The organism is Vibrio sp. 11986-1-5, from assembly GCF_963878025.1.
GTDB classification, from domain to species: Bacteria; Pseudomonadota; Gammaproteobacteria; order Enterobacterales; family Vibrionaceae; genus Vibrio; species Vibrio injensis.
In genome coordinates, this window is the sequence record NZ_CAWNVW010000008.1 from 1 (window position 1) to 16,202 (window position 16,202).

General features: G+C 43.2%; 16 protein-coding genes, 1 rRNA gene and 1 pseudogene. 15 read left to right on the plus strand and 3 right to left on the minus strand.

The genetic code is table 11. The features are described from left to right. From tuf to rplI, 4 genes and pseudogenes are all read left to right on the plus strand, one after another. Window positions 1–126: pseudogene (gene tuf / locus AACS00_RS02725) on the plus strand (elongation factor Tu); the annotation flags it as partial. A 290-nt stretch (window positions 127–416) separates the two neighbouring features. Continuing rightward, window positions 417–785: a 30S ribosomal protein S6 gene (gene rpsF / locus AACS00_RS02730; protein WP_004396135.1), complete on the plus strand. Its 369-nt coding sequence runs from the start codon at window positions 417–419 to the stop codon at window positions 783–785. A 287-nt stretch (window positions 786–1,072) separates the two neighbouring features. After that, complete coding sequence (gene rpsR, locus AACS00_RS02735) at window positions 1,073–1,300, plus strand: 30S ribosomal protein S18 (protein WP_000090472.1); 228 nt, start codon at window positions 1,073–1,075, stop codon at window positions 1,298–1,300. A 33-nt stretch (window positions 1,301–1,333) separates the two neighbouring features. Next, on the plus strand, window positions 1,334–1,783 hold the full coding sequence (gene rplI / locus AACS00_RS02740; protein WP_072670140.1) for a 50S ribosomal protein L9: 450 nt from the start codon (window positions 1,334–1,336) through the stop codon (window positions 1,781–1,783). A 118-nt stretch (window positions 1,784–1,901) separates the two neighbouring features. On the opposite strand, the gene AACS00_RS02745 is transcribed toward rplI, so the two are convergent. Further along, window positions 1,902–2,666 carry a DUF481 domain-containing protein gene (locus tag AACS00_RS02745; protein WP_072670139.1) on the minus strand — a complete coding sequence of 255 codons (765 nt, stop codon included), beginning with the start codon at window positions 2,664–2,666 and terminating at the stop codon, window positions 1,902–1,904. Between the two features lie 173 nt (window positions 2,667–2,839). On the opposite strand from AACS00_RS02745, the gene AACS00_RS02750 reads away from it, so the two are divergent. The 3 genes from AACS00_RS02750 to pgi all read left to right on the plus strand — a co-directional run bounded on the left by AACS00_RS02750 (window position 2,840) and on the right by pgi (window position 7,219). Further along, window positions 2,840–4,246: a replicative DNA helicase gene (locus tag AACS00_RS02750; protein ID WP_072670138.1), complete on the plus strand. Its 1,407-nt coding sequence runs from the start codon at window positions 2,840–2,842 to the stop codon at window positions 4,244–4,246. Between the two features lie 4 nt (window positions 4,247–4,250). Beyond that, the gene (gene alr / locus AACS00_RS02755; RefSeq protein ID WP_181397661.1) at window positions 4,251–5,348 is read left to right on the plus strand and encodes an alanine racemase; all 1,098 of its coding nucleotides are present in this window, start codon (window positions 4,251–4,253) and stop codon (window positions 5,346–5,348) included. Window positions 5,349–5,566: 218 nt separating this feature from the next. Beyond that, window positions 5,567–7,219, plus strand: coding sequence for a glucose-6-phosphate isomerase (gene pgi, locus AACS00_RS02760; RefSeq protein WP_110168409.1), 1,653 nt, complete (start codon window positions 5,567–5,569; stop codon window positions 7,217–7,219). A gap of 142 nt (window positions 7,220–7,361) precedes the next feature. Here the strand turns inward: pgi and AACS00_RS02765 are convergent, their stop codons facing one another. Together AACS00_RS02765 and zur are read right to left on the minus strand one after the other, a co-directional pair. Beyond that, a complete protein-coding gene (locus AACS00_RS02765) occupies window positions 7,362–7,823 on the minus strand; it encodes a chemotaxis protein CheX (RefSeq protein WP_004396129.1) in 462 nt (153 codons plus the stop codon). Window positions 7,824–7,839: 16 nt separating this feature from the next. Then, complete coding sequence (gene zur, locus AACS00_RS02770) at window positions 7,840–8,298, minus strand: zinc uptake transcriptional repressor Zur (protein ID WP_072670141.1); 459 nt, start codon at window positions 8,296–8,298, stop codon at window positions 7,840–7,842. Window positions 8,299–8,570: 272 nt separating this feature from the next. On the opposite strand from zur, the gene AACS00_RS16725 reads away from it, so the two are divergent. The 8 genes from AACS00_RS16725 to AACS00_RS02805 all read left to right on the plus strand — a co-directional run. Then, a complete protein-coding gene (locus AACS00_RS16725) occupies window positions 8,571–8,741 on the plus strand; it encodes an AbgT family transporter (RefSeq protein ID WP_375152965.1) in 171 nt (56 codons plus the stop codon). A gap of 326 nt (window positions 8,742–9,067) precedes the next feature. Continuing rightward, the gene (gene dusA / locus AACS00_RS02775; protein ID WP_110168412.1) at window positions 9,068–10,075 is read left to right on the plus strand and encodes a tRNA dihydrouridine(20/20a) synthase DusA; all 1,008 of its coding nucleotides are present in this window, start codon (window positions 9,068–9,070) and stop codon (window positions 10,073–10,075) included. 75 nt (window positions 10,076–10,150) lie between these two features. Then, a complete protein-coding gene (locus AACS00_RS02780) occupies window positions 10,151–10,813 on the plus strand; it encodes a TIGR04219 family outer membrane beta-barrel protein (protein WP_110168413.1) in 663 nt (220 codons plus the stop codon). Window positions 10,814–10,924: 111 nt separating this feature from the next. Next, window positions 10,925–11,161 (plus strand): hypothetical protein, encoded by a 237-nt coding sequence (locus tag AACS00_RS02785; RefSeq protein ID WP_040904939.1) that lies wholly within the window; start codon window positions 10,925–10,927, stop codon window positions 11,159–11,161. Between the two features lie 90 nt (window positions 11,162–11,251). Beyond that, window positions 11,252–13,102 carry an assimilatory sulfite reductase (NADPH) flavoprotein subunit gene (locus tag AACS00_RS02790; protein ID WP_181397663.1) on the plus strand — a complete coding sequence of 617 codons (1,851 nt, stop codon included), beginning with the start codon at window positions 11,252–11,254 and terminating at the stop codon, window positions 13,100–13,102. Beyond that, the gene (gene cysI / locus AACS00_RS02795; protein WP_110168415.1) at window positions 13,102–14,838 is read left to right on the plus strand and encodes an assimilatory sulfite reductase (NADPH) hemoprotein subunit; all 1,737 of its coding nucleotides are present in this window, start codon (window positions 13,102–13,104) and stop codon (window positions 14,836–14,838) included. The genes AACS00_RS02790 and cysI overlap by 1 nt, the downstream gene beginning before the upstream one ends. Beyond that, window positions 14,831–15,607: a phosphoadenylyl-sulfate reductase gene (locus AACS00_RS02800; RefSeq protein WP_110168416.1), complete on the plus strand. Its 777-nt coding sequence runs from the start codon at window positions 14,831–14,833 to the stop codon at window positions 15,605–15,607. Before cysI ends, AACS00_RS02800 begins: the two co-directional genes overlap by 8 nt. A 529-nt stretch (window positions 15,608–16,136) precedes the next feature. Further along, window positions 16,137–16,202 (plus strand): 16S ribosomal RNA (locus AACS00_RS02805); the annotation flags it as partial.

Below are 16,202 nucleotides of genomic sequence, written 5' to 3' on the forward strand. Positions count from 1 at the left end.
GGCGACAACATCAAGATGGTTGTAGAGCTAATTGCACCAATCGCGATGGATGAAGGTCTACGTTTCGCTATCCGTGAAGGTGGCCGTACAGTAGGCGCTGGTGTTGTAGCTAAAGTTATCGCTTAATTTCGATAATCTTTTGTTATCAATATCAAAAGGGAAGCATTGGCTTCCCTTTTTTATTGCCTGTAAATCTGGTCTTTTCTCAGTCTTTTGCTTTTCACATTCTGTTCATTTTCCGTTTTAAACGGCCTGTCTATCTTTAGTCTGCGACAAGTATATTTCACTTGCTAAACTACTAGCCATTCTGTACTATTCTCGCTCCTTAATTCTCGGTCAATTTTCATTCGTTCCTTGCTTCCTTTGGATGACCGGGCCAAATCTGGAAGCTGAATAATCCGTAAGGAGCAAAATCAATGCGTCATTACGAAATCGTATTCATGGTGCACCCTGATCAAAGCGAGCAAGTTGCTGGCATGATCGAGCGTTACACTGGTTCAATCACTGAAGCTGGCGGTACAGTTCACCGTCTAGAAGATTGGGGCCGCCGTCAAATGGCTTACCCAATTAACAAGCTTCACAAAGCTCACTACGTTCTAATGAACGTTGAAGCTGATCAAGCTGTGATTGATGAGTTAGAAACTGCATTCCGTTTTAACGATGCTGTTCTACGTAACATGATCATGCGTACTAAAGCTGCTATCACTGAACCTTCAATCATGCTTAAAGCTCGTGACGAGCGTTCTAAGCGTGAAGAAGTGAAATTTGAAGCAGACGCTGAGTAATTTCAGATGACCGTCTGAGTCAACGTTCTTGATCATTAAAGAAGGTTGAATCAAGCTGATTATTGTTAATCGTGGTTTTCCTCTTTTAGTGATAAGTCATATTAGGTTAAGTGAATTTCGATTCTTTAACTTGGGATGTTAGGCAACGGTCAAAAGTATTCACTCATCATTTAGTATTAGACGGTATTGCTATAGAGAATGAATTATTCTCTGTTCGGCACCCAGTGTTCGTTATAGCCATACTTAACGTCTACAACATTTTTCAAATTTAAATCAGGAGATAGCCCATGGCTCGTTTCTTCCGCCGTCGTAAATTCTGCCGTTTTACAGCAGAAGGCGTTCAAGAGATTGATTACAAAGATGTAGCGACTCTTAAGAATTACATCACTGAAGCTGGTAAAATTGTACCTAGCCGCATCACTGGCACAAGTGCTAAGTATCAGCGTCAGCTAGCTCGTGCAATCAAACGCTCTCGCTACCTAGCTCTACTGCCATATACTGACAAACATCAGTAATCGGCACCGTTTATTAAGAAAGAGGATTAAGTAATGCAAGTTATTCTACTTGATAAAATCGGTAACCTAGGCAGCCTTGGCGATGCAGTTAATGTTAAATCTGGTTACGCTCGTAACTTCCTTATCCCACAAGGTAAGGCTGTAATGGCAACCAAAGCTAACGTTGAGATGTTTGAAACTCGTCGTGCTGAACTTGAAGCAAAAGTTGCTGAGCAACTTACTGCTGCACAAGCTCGTGCTGACCAAGTTAACGCACTAGAAGCGGTTGTTATTGCTTCTAAAGCTGGTGATGAAGGCAAACTGTTCGGTTCTATCGGGACTCGTGACATCGCTGATGCAGTAACTGCAGCCGGTGTTAAGCTTGAGAAAAGCGAAGTTCGTCTACCTGAAGGTGCTCTACGTACTACAGGTGAATTCGAAGTTAGCGTTCAACTTCATTCAGAAGTTTTCGCTACAGTAAAATTACAAGTTGTTGCTGAATAATTTCAGTTTCTAGACTCGTTTAAACACCAGCTCAGGCTGGTGTTTTTTTATGTCCAATTTATGTCGTTTAGCGATACAAATGATGAGTTTGGCGAGGTAGGATACTGAGTGTTGATACTTAGAATAAGAAAATTAAACTCACCGATAGCACACTATCAGCTTTACTTAAACCGGTAGGTACTCGGTTATGGTATTGACGTGATTGACTCACTTTAAGAGCAATATCATCGGTAATGTTGTTAATAATGCTGATATCACTATCAAAACGAGTGTTACTTTCGCCGCCAACCAAGGTTAGATCGGTCAGTAATTTAAAATTACTCAGTGCTTGCCATTCTACCTTAAGGTTACCACGATAAATCGGTTCTTTGACTAAGTGTGGAAAAACGACATCGCCACTGCTAATTTTATCTAAATTTGGCTCTTGATAGCGGTAGCCCGGCCCGACTTCGAGTTCAATCAATAAGTCATCCGTATGAGTGAACTGATAACCAAGCCCTCCAGACCATGTGTAGTCCGAGAAGTAGGCACTATAGCGTGAGTCAGATCCTCTAAAACTACCATAGAGGTAGGTTTTAGGGCCTAGCTTATAGTCGCTTTGTAAGCTGTAGCTGGATTGCCGTTTATTCTCTTTGCCATTTTTATCTAATTTATAAAAACGCCACTCGCCATTGGTTCGATGACGACCACGGGTATATTCCCCCTTAACTCGAGTGTTAAGGGCTTCTGAATCGGTATTACCGGAGTGCGCTTGATAGCCAAATTCGATTTGACTTTGCCAAGGTGAGGGTGCGTTAATGTCCTTACTGCGATTTGTCTGTTTGTTGGCATAGACATGAAAACTTGTCAACAGAGCCAGACTTAGAAGCCAAGTTTTGGACACATGAAACCTCTCTCAAAGAATAGAATCGCTGAATAATAAGCATCAGTTTTTGAAATTGGGTCATATTAAGGTTAATTCTATCTAAGTCATAGACAAACTTTTCGATGCCTGATTACAAATGTTCTATTCTCGCTATAATGAGCGGTTATTAAAAAGAGTGACTGAGTGAAGTGATGGCTGATCCCCGAACAGATAACCGAAATCGTAAACCTGCCGATGCACAAATAGAAGCAATGAAAACGCCTCCTCATTCATTAGAGGCAGAGCAGTCTGTGATTGGCGGTTTGTTGCTAGATAATCAACGCTGGGATACGGTTTCTGAGCGCGTAATTGCTCAAGACTTTTATAGTCGACCTCATCGGTTAATCTTTGAGGCAGTGAAAACCCTACTTGAATCTGGGCAACCACTGGACTTGATTACCCTTTCCGAATTTCTCGAATTGCGCGAACAGCTAGAAGATGTTGGCGGCTTTGCCTATTTAGCCGACTTGGTTAAGAACACGCCAAGCGCAGCTAATATTAATGCTTATGCGGACATTGTCGCTGAGCGTGCCTTGGTGCGTAATTTGATTGGTGTTGCGAACGAAATCGCTGACGCAGGTTATGACCCTCAAGGGCGCAGCTCAGAAGATTTACTCGATTTAGCCGAAAGCAAGGTGTTTGCGATTGCTGAAGCGCGTAGTAGTGAAAACGAAGGCCCTCAAAATGTTGATACAATTTTAGAGAAAACCTTAGAGCGTATTGAGTTACTGTATAAGACTCCACAGGATGGGGTCACGGGTGTAAATACTGGGTTCACCGACCTCAATAAAAAAACGGCGGGTTTGCAAGGTTCAGACTTAATTATTGTTGCTGCTCGTCCTTCAATGGGAAAAACGACTTTTGCCATGAACTTGTGTGAAAACGCAGCCATGCAGCAAGATAAACCAGTATTGATTTTCTCACTTGAGATGCCTGCAGAACAAATCATGATGCGTATGCTGGCATCGCTCTCTCGGGTAGATCAAACCAAGATCCGAACCGGTCAACTCGATGATGAAGATTGGGCGCGTATTTCTTCGACCATGGGAATGCTGATGGAGAAGAAAAACATGTTTATCGACGACAGCTCGGCGTTGACTCCTACTGAGGTCCGTTCTCGTGCGCGTCGTATAGCTCGTGAACACGGTGGGCTATCTTTGATCATGGTCGACTATCTGCAGCTCATGCGGGTTCCTTCTCAATCCGATAACCGTACTTTAGAAATCGCTGAAATTTCTCGTTCATTAAAAGCATTAGCCAAAGAGCTTAATGTGCCTGTGGTGGCGCTTTCACAGTTAAACCGCTCGTTGGAGCAACGTGCCGATAAACGCCCAGTCAACTCCGATTTGCGTGAATCTGGTTCGATTGAACAAGATGCCGATTTGATCATGTTTATTTATCGTGATGAGGTCTATCACCCAGATAGTCCAATGAAAGGTATTGCAGAAATCATTATCGGTAAGCAGAGGAATGGTCCGATAGGCTCGGTACGTTTGACCTTCCAAGGTCAATACTCCCGCTTTGATAACTACGCAGGCCCAGCGTTTGATGATGAATGATAGTATGAACTACATGAAAGCCGCTAAGGCGAGTATTGATTTACAAGCGCTGCAATATAATTTACAGCGAATTAAACAGCAGGCTCCTCGCAGTAAGGTCATGGCGGTCGTTAAGGCTAATGGGTATGGCCATGGTTCTTGTCAGGTTGCTCGCTACGCTCAAGATGCTGATGCTTTTGGCGTCGCGCGAGTACAAGAAGCGCTGCAACTTAGAGTCAATGGCGTTGTTAAACCCATCCTTCTCTTGGAGGGGTTCTATTCTGCTGGCGATCTTCCGGTTTTAGTCGCGAATAATATTCAGACCGTAGTGCACTGTGAAGAGCAGCTGCAAGCCTTAGAACTCGCACAATTAGACACGCCAGTATCGGTATGGTTAAAAATCGACAGTGGGATGCATCGTCTTGGTGTGCGTCCTGAGCAACACGCTGAGTTTGTTGAGCGTTTACATCGCTGCCCAAATGTGGCTAAGCCTCTACGTTATATGAGCCATTTTGGCTGTGCTGATGAGCTTGATAGCCCGATCACGCACCAACAGCTTACGTTATTTTTATCGTTAACCGAGGGGTGTAAAGGTGAGCGCTCTTTAGCGGCCTCCGCTGGGTTATTGGTCTGGCCGGAAAGTCAGCTAGACTGGGTAAGACCAGGAATCATTCTTTATGGTGTTTCTCCTTTTGCCCATCAGGATGCTCAGGCAATGGGATATCGTCCAGTGATGAGTTTAACGGCACCTTTGATTGCTGTTCGTGAGGTGAAAGCGGGAGAAAGCATCGGTTATGGTGCCTTATGGACCGCTCGACAAGACACTAAAATTGGTGTTATTGCAATTGGTTATGGTGACGGTTATCCACGTACTGCCCCGAATGGTACGCCAGTGTTAGTCAATGGTCGTATTGTGCCAATGGCAGGGCGAGTTTCTATGGATATGCTGACGGTTGATTTAGGCCCAGAGTCCCAGGATAACGTCGGTGATGAAGCCATTCTGTGGGGGCAAAACCTTCCAGTTGAGCGAGTGGCTGAACATATCGGTACCGTGGGTTATGAACTCGTGACCAAACTGACCTCTCGAGTAGAGATGCATTATCTCACCGGAGAAATAGGCTAAACAAGTCAGTGATTAAACAAGTTGAGCCTCCGATGTGGGTTTCACTGACTTATCTCAAAGTCGCGCGACGATGGCTCAGCGATAATGAGTTTATTGAGCAGTGGTTCTGCTTTATCGAACGATGATGATTTTCTTTTTTTGCATTAACAGGGATTCCAACCTAGCTAATAGGCAAGGTAATAAGGAATAAAACCTACCGTAACATTGGGATAGAGAATATGTTGAAAAACATTAATCCAACGCAAACCAACGCTTGGAAAGCACTAACCGCGCATTTTGAATCTGCGCAAGACATGGATTTAACCACTCTGTTCGCTGAGGATAACCAGCGTTTTAGTCATTACTCGGCGCGTTTTGGTCAAGATATTCTGGTTGATTATTCGAAGAATTTAATCAATCAAGAGACCATGCAACACTTGTTTGCTTTAGCGAAAGAGACTCATCTTGAAGATGCAATTCAAGCAATGTTTAACGGTGAGGCGATTAACCAAACTGAAGGTCGTGCCGTCTTACATACTGCACTACGTAATCGCAGTAATGCCCCAGTAATGGTCGATGGCCAAGATGTGATGCCAGCCGTTAATGCCGTATTAGAAAAGATGCGTGTATTTTCAGAGCGCGTGATCAAGGGTGAATGGAAAGGTTTCACAGGTAAAGCGATTACCGATGTAGTGAATATTGGTATTGGTGGTTCAGATTTAGGTCCCTATATGGTGACTGAAGCGCTCGCACCGTATAAAAATCATCTGACCATGCACTTTGTGTCCAACGTCGATGGTACTCATATTGCTGAGACATTGAAGAAAGTTGATCCGGAAACCACGCTGTTCTTAGTGGCGTCGAAAACATTCACCACGCAAGAAACCATGACTAACGCCCACTCTGCGCGTGATTGGTTCTTAAACGTCGCGGGCGATCAAGCGCATGTGGCGAAGCACTTTGCTGCGCTGTCCACCAACGGTCAGGCGGTGACTGAGTTTGGTATTGATACCGAAAATATGTTTGAGTTCTGGGATTGGGTTGGTGGTCGTTATTCTCTGTGGTCAGCCATTGGTTTATCGATCATCTTATCAATTGGCTACGATAACTTTATTGAGTTGTTGACTGGGGCTCACGAGATGGATCAGCATTTTGTTGATACACCGTTTGAGCGTAATATTCCGGTGATCCTTGCTCTGATTGGTATTTGGTATAACAACTTCCATGGCGCTGAATCAGAGGCGATTTTACCTTACGATCAATACATGCATCGTTTTGCGGCTTATTTTCAACAAGGGAATATGGAATCGAACGGTAAATACGTTGATCGTAATGGTCAGGTTGTGACTTATCAAACAGGACCGATCATTTGGGGTGAGCCAGGTACCAATGGTCAACATGCGTTTTATCAGTTGATCCACCAAGGCACCAAGTTGATTCCTTGTGATTTTATTGCGCCAGCATTGACTCATAACACGGTCAGCGATCACCATCAAAAATTGATGTCGAACTTTTTTGCGCAAACTGAAGCGCTTGCATTTGGTAAATCGGCTGATGTAGTGAAAGCAGAATTACTGAAAGCGGGTAAATCGGCTGCGGAAATTGAAGCGTTAGTCCCCTTTAAAGTTTTTGAAGGTAACCGTCCAACTAACTCGATTTTGGTTAAAAAGATCACGCCACGAACCTTAGGCAATTTGATTGCCATGTATGAACATAAGATTTTTGTGCAAGGTGTGATTTGGAATATCTTCTCGTTTGATCAATGGGGCGTAGAGTTAGGTAAACAATTAGCGAATCAGATTCTTCCTGAGTTGGCGGATGGTCAAGATGTTATCTCTCATGACAGCTCAACCAATGGTTTGATCAATGCGTTTAAAGCCTTTCGGGGTTAGTACCACGCTAAGTAGGCTGGCTTTTCGTCGATCTTGAACAAGATTCTTCGTCGATAAGTCTGCTACTACGAATACACAAAAGGGTTGATGCGAAACATCAACCCTTTTCTTTGCTAGATAAGTAAAAGCTATATACTTTGATTTACTCGAAACAGATCTCAATAAAGGCATTTCCCCATTGAGAGGAGAATGGCATGATGATGATCGATCCTTCACATTTGTGTCTTATCGTATGACCTTTACCCGATACCACTACTGGGGTTGCTAGGTCAAAATCGAAGCCACTTTCGGCCAAGATGCGTTTTGCTCCACCGGTGACCATGTTGGTGATTTCACCAACCATATCAGTCACTTCTTCATTTAAGCCATTCGGTCGTTCACCCAACATATTTTCCATGATTTGTAAGGCTAAAGCTTCATCAAAGGTAATCGACATGGAACCGCGTGTTTGAGGCCCGATCATACCGATAAGACCTGACACATCGCCACGAGCAATTTCATCTTTTTTGAGGCGAGGCTTTTGAGGCTTCAATTCTAATGAAGCCATCGTTTTTAGTACATTTAGCAAAGACGCTAAGAACGGATTGACAAATTCAGCGCGCATAACTCTCTTCTATGGTCTAATTCTTTGTTTCTGAAGAACAGGATTGGCAAATACCATGGGATTCAATGACATGGTTAGTAATTGTAAATCCGTGTTGCTCCGCGTTGTTCGCCAGCATTGTTATCAGATTATCATTTTGTAACTCCACAACGTTACCGCATTGGTCACAAATTAACAGCTGAGAAAAGTGCTTATGGGCATTACAAGAGCAGCAAGAGATAAAGCTATTCGTTGACTCTACACGATGAATAAAGCCTTGTTCTAACAGAAAGTCTAAAGCTCGATAAACCGTCGGCGGTTTAGCTTGTGGCTCACTTGCTTTTAAATCTTCAAGCAAATCGTAGGCGCTGGATGCTTTTTGACTGGCGCAAATAAGTTCAAAAACGCGCTTACGTTGTGAGGTTAGACGAACGCCCCTTGCTGCACATATTTCTTCAATTTGTTGGCTAAGCTTCTTGTCCAAATCTATCACCATCATTGCTGGACTCTAGTAATCATATACTATTTCAAGATAAATATCGTTTTGAACATCAATAAATCATTAGTGATTGATTGACTATGAACGATATTGTCATAAATAGAGCCTAACTTACCTCATCTAGCGATAAAACGATACAGTGAAGAAAATCGGCGATTTACTTTCCTACTTAACGTTGTGATTATGATCGTAGTTCCTCTTTAATCCCCTTACCCAGTTATCTTTATCGTTGTCCCTAGATCTGCTCATGATTTTCAGTAAGTCGCGCTATCATGTTATTGGGCTTACTATCGAATGTGGCGAGAGCGGTTGGATATATTGTTTTGATTCCCCTAGCATGCCGAGCTTATCTCGCAGCAAAACGTTCAGCCCTCGCTGGATTAGCGGCCGCGTTTGCTGGTGTTGCTGGTAGGTACGTGGATTTCTATCCGAGTAGTTGAGCCACGCTTAGCGCGTTACTCTTGTAAGGGTTTTCCCATTGAAGTGATATTGTGGGTGTACGTTTTTCATCTGCCCCTCGGTGTGGTGTAATCTTGTAGACATCGAGAAAGGTCATCGTCCAGCGCTTTGATGAGTTTTTGCTACATGAGCTCGACACTTGTGTATAATCGGCAAATTATTTTTCATAACAGCCAGTCAGGTTAAATTCGTTTTATCTAAGACTCGCTTATTGCGGAATACAGGCTAACTATTGCAGTTCTTATCGCGCATAAAAGTTAGCTTAAGCTTTTGGCTTATATGACCGCCTCTCAACCAAACGTAAACTATGACTATTTTTACTGACACTGATAAATTTAAAGCTCATCGTCTTTCCGTTGCTCCAATGCTTGATTGGACGGATAGACATTGCCGCTACTTTCATCGTCTTCTCTCTTCGCAAACGTTGTTGTACACCGAAATGGTGACCACTGGGGCAATTATTCATGGTAAGGGTGATTTTCTTGCTTATAACCAAGAAGAACATCCCGTCTCATTGCAGCTTGGAGGCTCGAATCCTGCGGATTTAGCACACTGTGCAAAACTAGCTCAAGAGCGTGGCTATGATGAAATCAATCTGAATGTCGGTTGCCCTTCTGATCGGGTGCAAAACGGTAAGTTTGGTGCTTGTTTAATGGCTGAGCCGCAGTTGGTTGCTGATTGCGTTGCAGCGATGCGTGAGGCGGTGAATATTCCAGTAACTGTCAAAACCCGTATTGGGATTGATGATCAAGATTCTTATGAGTTCTTAACCCGCTTTGTACAGTTAGTCTCCGAACAAGGTGGATGTGAACAGTTTACTATTCATGCCCGTAAGGCTTGGTTAAGTGGTTTAAGTCCGAAAGAAAACCGTGAAATACCGCCGCTAGATTATCCACGTGCTCATCAGCTCAAGCGTGATTTCCCACATCTGACGATAGCACTTAATGGTGGCATTAAATCGTTAACCGAAGCGCTAGAACATTTACAGTACCTTGATGGGGTGATGATTGGCCGTGAAGCTTATCAAAATCCTTATTTACTCGCGGAAGCAGATCAACAGATTTTTGGTCTCGATAAGCCTATTAAAAAACGCTCTCAAGTCGTTCAAGAAATGTACCCTTATATTGAACAGCAACTGACTCAAGGTGCTTATCTTGGGCATATTACTCGACATATGTTAGGGCTTTTCCAAAGCATGCCAGGAGCGCGCCAGTGGCGACGTTATATTAGTGAAAATGCCCATAAGCCGGGAGCGGGTGTTGAGGTTGTTGAAACTGCATTAGCGAAAATTCCTTATCAAGAATTAAATGTGTAATCGGTTGGCGTAGTTGACGAACGGATAAATGCCATCGCCACTATTCAATGGAAGCAATCAGGAGAAGAGATCATCATGAATCGAATCAAAACCATCTTGTGTGGCGTAGCCGTGTGTGTTTCAGGTTCCGTGTTAGCGGAAGAGGGGACGTATGGTGTGAAAGTGGGCGCTGAAATGTGGTGGGGAAAAACGAAGATTGATAACGTGCGTTATGATACCGCTCAGGTACCAGTGATCTCGTTTGCAGTGGAGCATTCATTCGATTATTGGCCGAACATGAGTTTTCGTTATAGCCATGTTGATGCACAGACGGTGGCCTTTGATAAGTACGATTACACCTTATATTACCGGTTACTTGACAGGCAATCGTTGCGTTTTAATGCCGGGGTGATGCTCAGTCAATATCGCTCTACCGACTATCGAGCGCCAGATAATCAGCACTATGCTTTTAATGATTTGACCTTCAATTGGTTTGGATATGCAGAGTTAAGTATCCCGAATTCAAATGTTGATATTATTGGTCAAATTGATTTTGGTGAGAGTAAAGGCATTAAAAGCGCGGATATGACGGCTGGTATTCAGTATGTCATCGATAACCCAACTTATCCATTGAGTTTAAAAGCTGGCTATCGTGTGATTGATTTGGAGTTTAGCAATTTAGCAACCCAGTCACCACAAATTGGCGAGTCATTAATCTTTGTTGATGGCTGGTTTATTGGTGCTGAAATGCGTTTCTGATAGTGGATTGCTTAGTGATTGCTTGATGGAAAATTTGCTCTGCTTACTCGCAATTTGCTCGAAATAAACCATGCTTAATCTAATGGATGAGCAATGGAAGCGAGATTAGCCATGACAATCACGGAACTAAGAAATCTGTATCGGGAACAAATGCTGATCGAAGCCATTATTGAACCCTCATCAGCGGAAGGAACATGGATTGTTGAATTTCGTCACCAACGAGGTGGTTTTGTGCCGCTCACTGATGCTAGTGGTGAAGAGTGCCATTATACCGATTTAGATAGTGCCTCAAAATCTGCTATGGCGGTTGGTTTTAAGCAAGTCAGAATCGAAAGTCGCTTTGATTGAGTGATGACTTTCTTACTTCCAAAAAGTTATAAAACATTCTCTTCTATTCTTTCTTGTTATTAAAGAGAGTGGTTAATCTATCGTCACGCAATGAATAAGGACGTCGTGACAATGTCTTCAGGAAATACCTTACCACAAGAATTGGCGTTATTAGCCAACCCTATCAACGACTCTCAGCTTTCGCAACTTCAGCAAACGGCTACGGAACTTTCGCCGCACCAATTGGCTTGGTTGAGTGGTTATTTCTGGGGGTTAAGTCAAGCGCCTGCCAACCGTGTTGGTGCCGCGGTGTCTCAAGCACTTTCTGTAACGTCAACACCGCAAGGACAATTAACGATTATTTTTGCTTCGCAAACCGGTAACGCAAAAGGCGTAGCTAAACAAATTGAGCAAGAGGCTCAATCATTGGGGATTGCGGTTAAGCTATTTGATGCCAGCGATTACAAAGGCAAAGATCTGGCTAAAGAAACGCACGTGATTATTGTCGCTTCAACCAACGGCGAAGGTGAAGCGCCTGATAATGCATTGGTCTTACATGAGTTTTTACAATCTAAAAAAGCGCCTAAATTACCGCATTTAAAATATGGTGTGATTGGTTTAGGAGACTCGAGCTACGAATTTTTCTGTCAAACGGGCAAAGATTTTGACCTGTTTTTGGATAAATTAGGTGCGCAGCGTTTTATTGAGCGCATCGATTGTGATGTCGATTACGCTTCACCAGCAGCGGATTGGAGTGAAAAAGCGCTACAAATTGTTCAACAAGCGTTGAGTGTTGATCAGGCACAAGTGGTTCAGCTTCCTTTAAATCAAACACAGGCTAAACCAGCCCTCTATTCGAAACAAAATCCATATGTGGCTACCTTGTTAACGAGTCAAAAAATTACTGGGCGAGATTCTGGAAAAGATGTACGGCATATCGAAATTGATTTAACCGATTCAGGATTAACCTATCAGCCTGGTGATGCGCTGGGTGTCTGGTATGAGAATAATCCTCAATTAGTACAACAGATCTTAACGCTGGTGGGCTTAACAGGAGATGAACAGGTTGACGTCGACGGTACGGCATACACAATTTATGATGCATTAATTAAGCATTATGAGATCACTACGTCGAATCCTCAGTTTATCAGTCAGTTTGCCGAGTTGTCAGCCAGCAAAAAGCTGCAAAAACTGGCCGTAGATAAAGACAAACTTCGTGAGTATTCAGCGCGGACGCAAATTATTGATGTCTTAAAAGAGAAGAAATGCTCGTTATCGGCTGAACAACTGGTTGGTTTGCTGCGTCGATTGACCCCTCGTCTGTATTCGATAGCCTCTAGTCAATCGGAAGTGGATGAAGAAGTGCATCTCACCGTTGCTGTCGTTGAATATCCGGTGAATGATGAGCTGCGCCAAGGCGGCGCATCGAGCTTTATTGCACATCAATTAGCGGAAGGCGAGCAGGTAAAAATCTTTATTGAAGCGAATAACCATTTCAAGCTCCCAGAAGATGATAATACACCCATTATTATGATTGGTCCGGGAACCGGAATTGCGCCTTTCCGCAGTTTTATCCAAGAGCGAGATAATCGGGCTGCACCGGGTAAAAATTGGCTATTTTTTGGCGATCGAACCTTTACCCAAGATTTCCTCTACCAAGTCGAGTGGCAGAAATATCTAAAATCCGGAGTGTTAACCCGTTTGGATGTGGCATTCAGCCGAGATCAGCATGAAAAAGTCTATGTACAGCATCGTTTATTAGAACAAGCTGAGCAAGTTTGGCAGTGGATTAATCAAGGTGCTTACCTTTATGTGTGTGGTGACGCTCAGTATATGGCGAAAGATGTTCATCAAGCTTTGATCACGATTGCGATACAGCAAGGCGGTCTAGACAAAGATCAAGCAGAACAATTTATTAATGATTTACGTAAAGCGAAGCGTTACCAAAGGGATGTTTACTAATGAGCACAAAATCGCAAACAAGCCATCAAGAAGTATTAGGCCAAGTGTTAGGTCCATTCTCGGATAACGAACGCTTAAAACGCGAAAGCAATTTTTTACGGGGTACGATCGAGCAGGATCTGCAAGATCGTATTACTGGTGGATTTAGCGCAGATAATTTTCAGCTGATCCGCTTTCACGGTATGTATCAACAAGATGATCGTGATATTCGTAACGAGCGAACCAAGCAAAAACTAGAGCCGTTACACAATGTGATGTTACGAGCTCGTATGCCGGGAGGGATTATTACCCCTCAGCAGTGGTTAGCGATAGATAAGTTTGCTAGTGAGCATTCTCTTTATGGCAGTATTCGTTTAACCACGCGGCAGACCTTTCAGTTTCATGGAGTATTAAAACCTAATATCAAATTAATGCACCAAACGCTGAATAGCATTGGTATTGATTCGATTGCTACGGCCGGTGATGTAAACCGTAATGTGTTGTGTACTTCAAACCCTGTTGAGTCTGAATTGCATCAAGAAGCTTATCAGTGGGCGAAAAAAATCAGTGAACATCTATTACCGAAAACGCGTGCTTACGCTGAAATCTGGTTGGACGGTGAAAAAGTAGAAACGACAGAAGATGATGAGCCGATTTTAGGTCAGCACTATTTACCACGTAAGTTTAAAACTACGGTGGTGATCCCGCCGCAAAATGATGTCGATGTGCATGCCAACGATCTGAATTTCGTTGCGATTGCCGAGCAGGGTAAACTAATTGGTTTCAATGTGCTGGTGGGTGGCGGTTTGGCGATGACGCATGGCGATACGTCGACCTATCCGCGCCGCGCTGATGATTTTGGCTTTATTCCTTTAGAGAAAACCTTAGAAGTTGCAGCAGCAGTGGTCACAACTCAGCGTGACTGGGGTAACCGCTCTAATCGTAAAAACGCCAAAACTAAATACACCTTAGATAGAGTGGGTGTTGAGGTCTTTAAAGCAGAAGTTGAAAAACGTGCAGGTATTCAATTTGCGCCAAGCCGTCCTTATCAATTTACCGAACGTGGCGATCGGATCGGTTGGATAGAAGGTATTGACGGTAAGCATCACCTAACGCTGTTTATTGAAAATGGCCGCTTATTGGATTTCCCAGGTAAACCATTGAAAACCGGTGTCGCTGAAATCGCTAAGATCCATCAGGGTGATTTTCGCATGACAGCCAATCAAAACTTGATTGTCGCTGGTGTAGCAGCGAAAGATAAAGCAGAGATTGAACAGATCGCTCGGCTACATGGTTTAATCAATGATCAGGTTAGCGAGCAGCGTAAGAATTCGATGGCCTGTGTGTCGTTCCCAACCTGTCCTTTAGCGATGGCGGAAGCTGAGCGTTTTCTGCCGCAGTTTGTCACCGATATTGAGAACCTTCTGAACAAACATGGTTTACCAGAAGAAGACAACATTATCTTGCGTGTCACAGGATGCCCGAATGGCTGTGGGAGGGCAATGCTTGCTGAAGTCGGCTTAGTTGGCAAAGCGCCTGGGCGCTATAACCTACATTTAGGGGGCAATCGAGCGGGAACACGTATCCCTAAAATGTACAAAGAGAACATTACTGACCAGCAGATTTTACAAGAGCTGGATGCGTTGATTGGCCGTTGGGCAGATGAGCGCAATGCTGATGAAGGATTTGGTGATTTCACCATTCGTGCTGGGATAATAGAAGAGGTGATTATTTCTAAGAGGGATTTTTATGCTTGAGTGTCCTAAGTTATCGCTGCAACTTGAATCTCTTTTAGCATTGAGTAAGGTTGAGCAAACACTCTACCTTGCCGAGTTAAATGGCTATCTTGAGACGCTAACCGCTCAGCAGCGCGTTGCATGGGCTTTAGAACATCTTGAAGGGAGTCATGTACTTTCATCGAGTTTTGGCATTCAAGCCGCATTAATGTTGCATTTAGTTTCGCAAATCAAACCTGATATTCAGGTTATTTTGACTGATACTGGCTATTTGTTCCCAGAAACGTATCAATTCATCGATCAATTAACCGAAAGTCTCAACTTGAACTTGCATGTTGTAAGCGCAGAGCTGACACCTGCTTGGCAGGAAGCTAAATACGGTAAGCTTTGGGAGCAAGGGATTAAGGGTATTGAGCGTTATAACGCTATCAATAAAGTAGAGCCGCTACGTCGAGCTTTTGATGAGCTTAGGGTCAGTACCTGGTTTTCTGGTTTACGTCGCGAGCAGTCTCAATCGCGAGCCAATTTACCGATTCTTTCGATTCAAAATAATGTTTTTAAATTTTTACCAGTGATCGATTGGAGTAATAAAGAGGTTCATTATTATCTAAAAGAAAATAACCTTCCTTACCATCCATTATGGGAGCAAGGTTATCTTTCGGTTGGTGACTGGCATACCACTCGCCAATGGAAACCAGGAATGAGTGAAGAAGAGACTCGATTTTTCGGTTTGAAAAGAGAGTGTGGCCTTCATGAAGAGACAAAAGAAGTGAATGGTTCAGGCATATAATTAGATTAATGTGCATAACTCTGTGGGTAACATGTTCTTTTCGTATTAATAAAATGGGATAAATAAGGCTTTGGCTAAAAAATGCCCCTTTAAGCATTATTTTGACTATTTTCTTCAAATAAAGCTTGCCAAGATTAAACGGATCTCTATAATGCGACCTCACTGACACGGCAGACGCCGCAAGGCTTCAGGCTGTGTTAGTTGAGGGAAAGCTTCTAAAAAAGAAAATTTGAAAAAATGTTTGACTCTTCAAATTAACTCGCTAGAATTCACCTCCGCTTCGAAGCTCAGTGAGCCTTCCAAGCCAAGCTCTTTAACAATTTAAACCAATCAATCTGTGTGGGCACTCGTTGATGATAATCAAAATGCTTAGCAATAAGCACTTCGGTATCAATGAACTGAGTGACCAATTGATAGCGCTTTTAGCACTATCGGCACAGTCAATTCATTATCGTTCTGTTGGAACGATAATAGCTTTGAATTACTTATGGTAGTTTAAAGTCAGTATTCATTGAGCCACAAAAAACTTAAATTGAAGAGTTTGATCATGGCTCAGATTGAACGCTGGCGGCAGGCCTAACACATGCAAGTCGAG

Bases quoted from the DNA above. Each gene is read 5' to 3' on its own strand.
- pgi (WP_110168409.1), top strand. From the start codon at position 5,567: ATGTTGAAAAACATTAATCCAACGCAAACCAACGCTTGGAAAGCACTA.
- AACS00_RS02765 (WP_004396129.1), bottom strand. From the start codon at position 7,823: ATGCGCGCTGAATTTGTCAATCCGTTCTTAGCGTCTTTGCTAAATGTA.
- AACS00_RS02800 (WP_110168416.1), top strand. From the start codon at position 14,831: ATGCTTGAGTGTCCTAAGTTATCGCTGCAACTTGAATCTCTTTTAGCA.
- dusA (WP_110168412.1), top strand. From the start codon at position 9,068: ATGACTATTTTTACTGACACTGATAAATTTAAAGCTCATCGTCTTTCC.
- cysI (WP_110168415.1), top strand. From the start codon at position 13,102: ATGAGCACAAAATCGCAAACAAGCCATCAAGAAGTATTAGGCCAAGTG.
- AACS00_RS02785 (WP_040904939.1), top strand. From the start codon at position 10,925: ATGACAATCACGGAACTAAGAAATCTGTATCGGGAACAAATGCTGATC.
- zur (WP_072670141.1), bottom strand. From the start codon at position 8,298: ATGGTGATAGATTTGGACAAGAAGCTTAGCCAACAAATTGAAGAAATA.
- rpsF (WP_004396135.1), top strand. From the start codon at position 417: ATGCGTCATTACGAAATCGTATTCATGGTGCACCCTGATCAAAGCGAG.
- AACS00_RS02790 (WP_181397663.1), top strand. From the start codon at position 11,252: ATGAATAAGGACGTCGTGACAATGTCTTCAGGAAATACCTTACCACAA.
- AACS00_RS02780 (WP_110168413.1), top strand. From the start codon at position 10,151: ATGAATCGAATCAAAACCATCTTGTGTGGCGTAGCCGTGTGTGTTTCA.
- rplI (WP_072670140.1), top strand. From the start codon at position 1,334: ATGCAAGTTATTCTACTTGATAAAATCGGTAACCTAGGCAGCCTTGGC.
- alr (WP_181397661.1), top strand. From the start codon at position 4,251: ATGAACTACATGAAAGCCGCTAAGGCGAGTATTGATTTACAAGCGCTG.
- AACS00_RS02750 (WP_072670138.1), top strand. From the start codon at position 2,840: ATGGCTGATCCCCGAACAGATAACCGAAATCGTAAACCTGCCGATGCA.
- rpsR (WP_000090472.1), top strand. From the start codon at position 1,073: ATGGCTCGTTTCTTCCGCCGTCGTAAATTCTGCCGTTTTACAGCAGAA.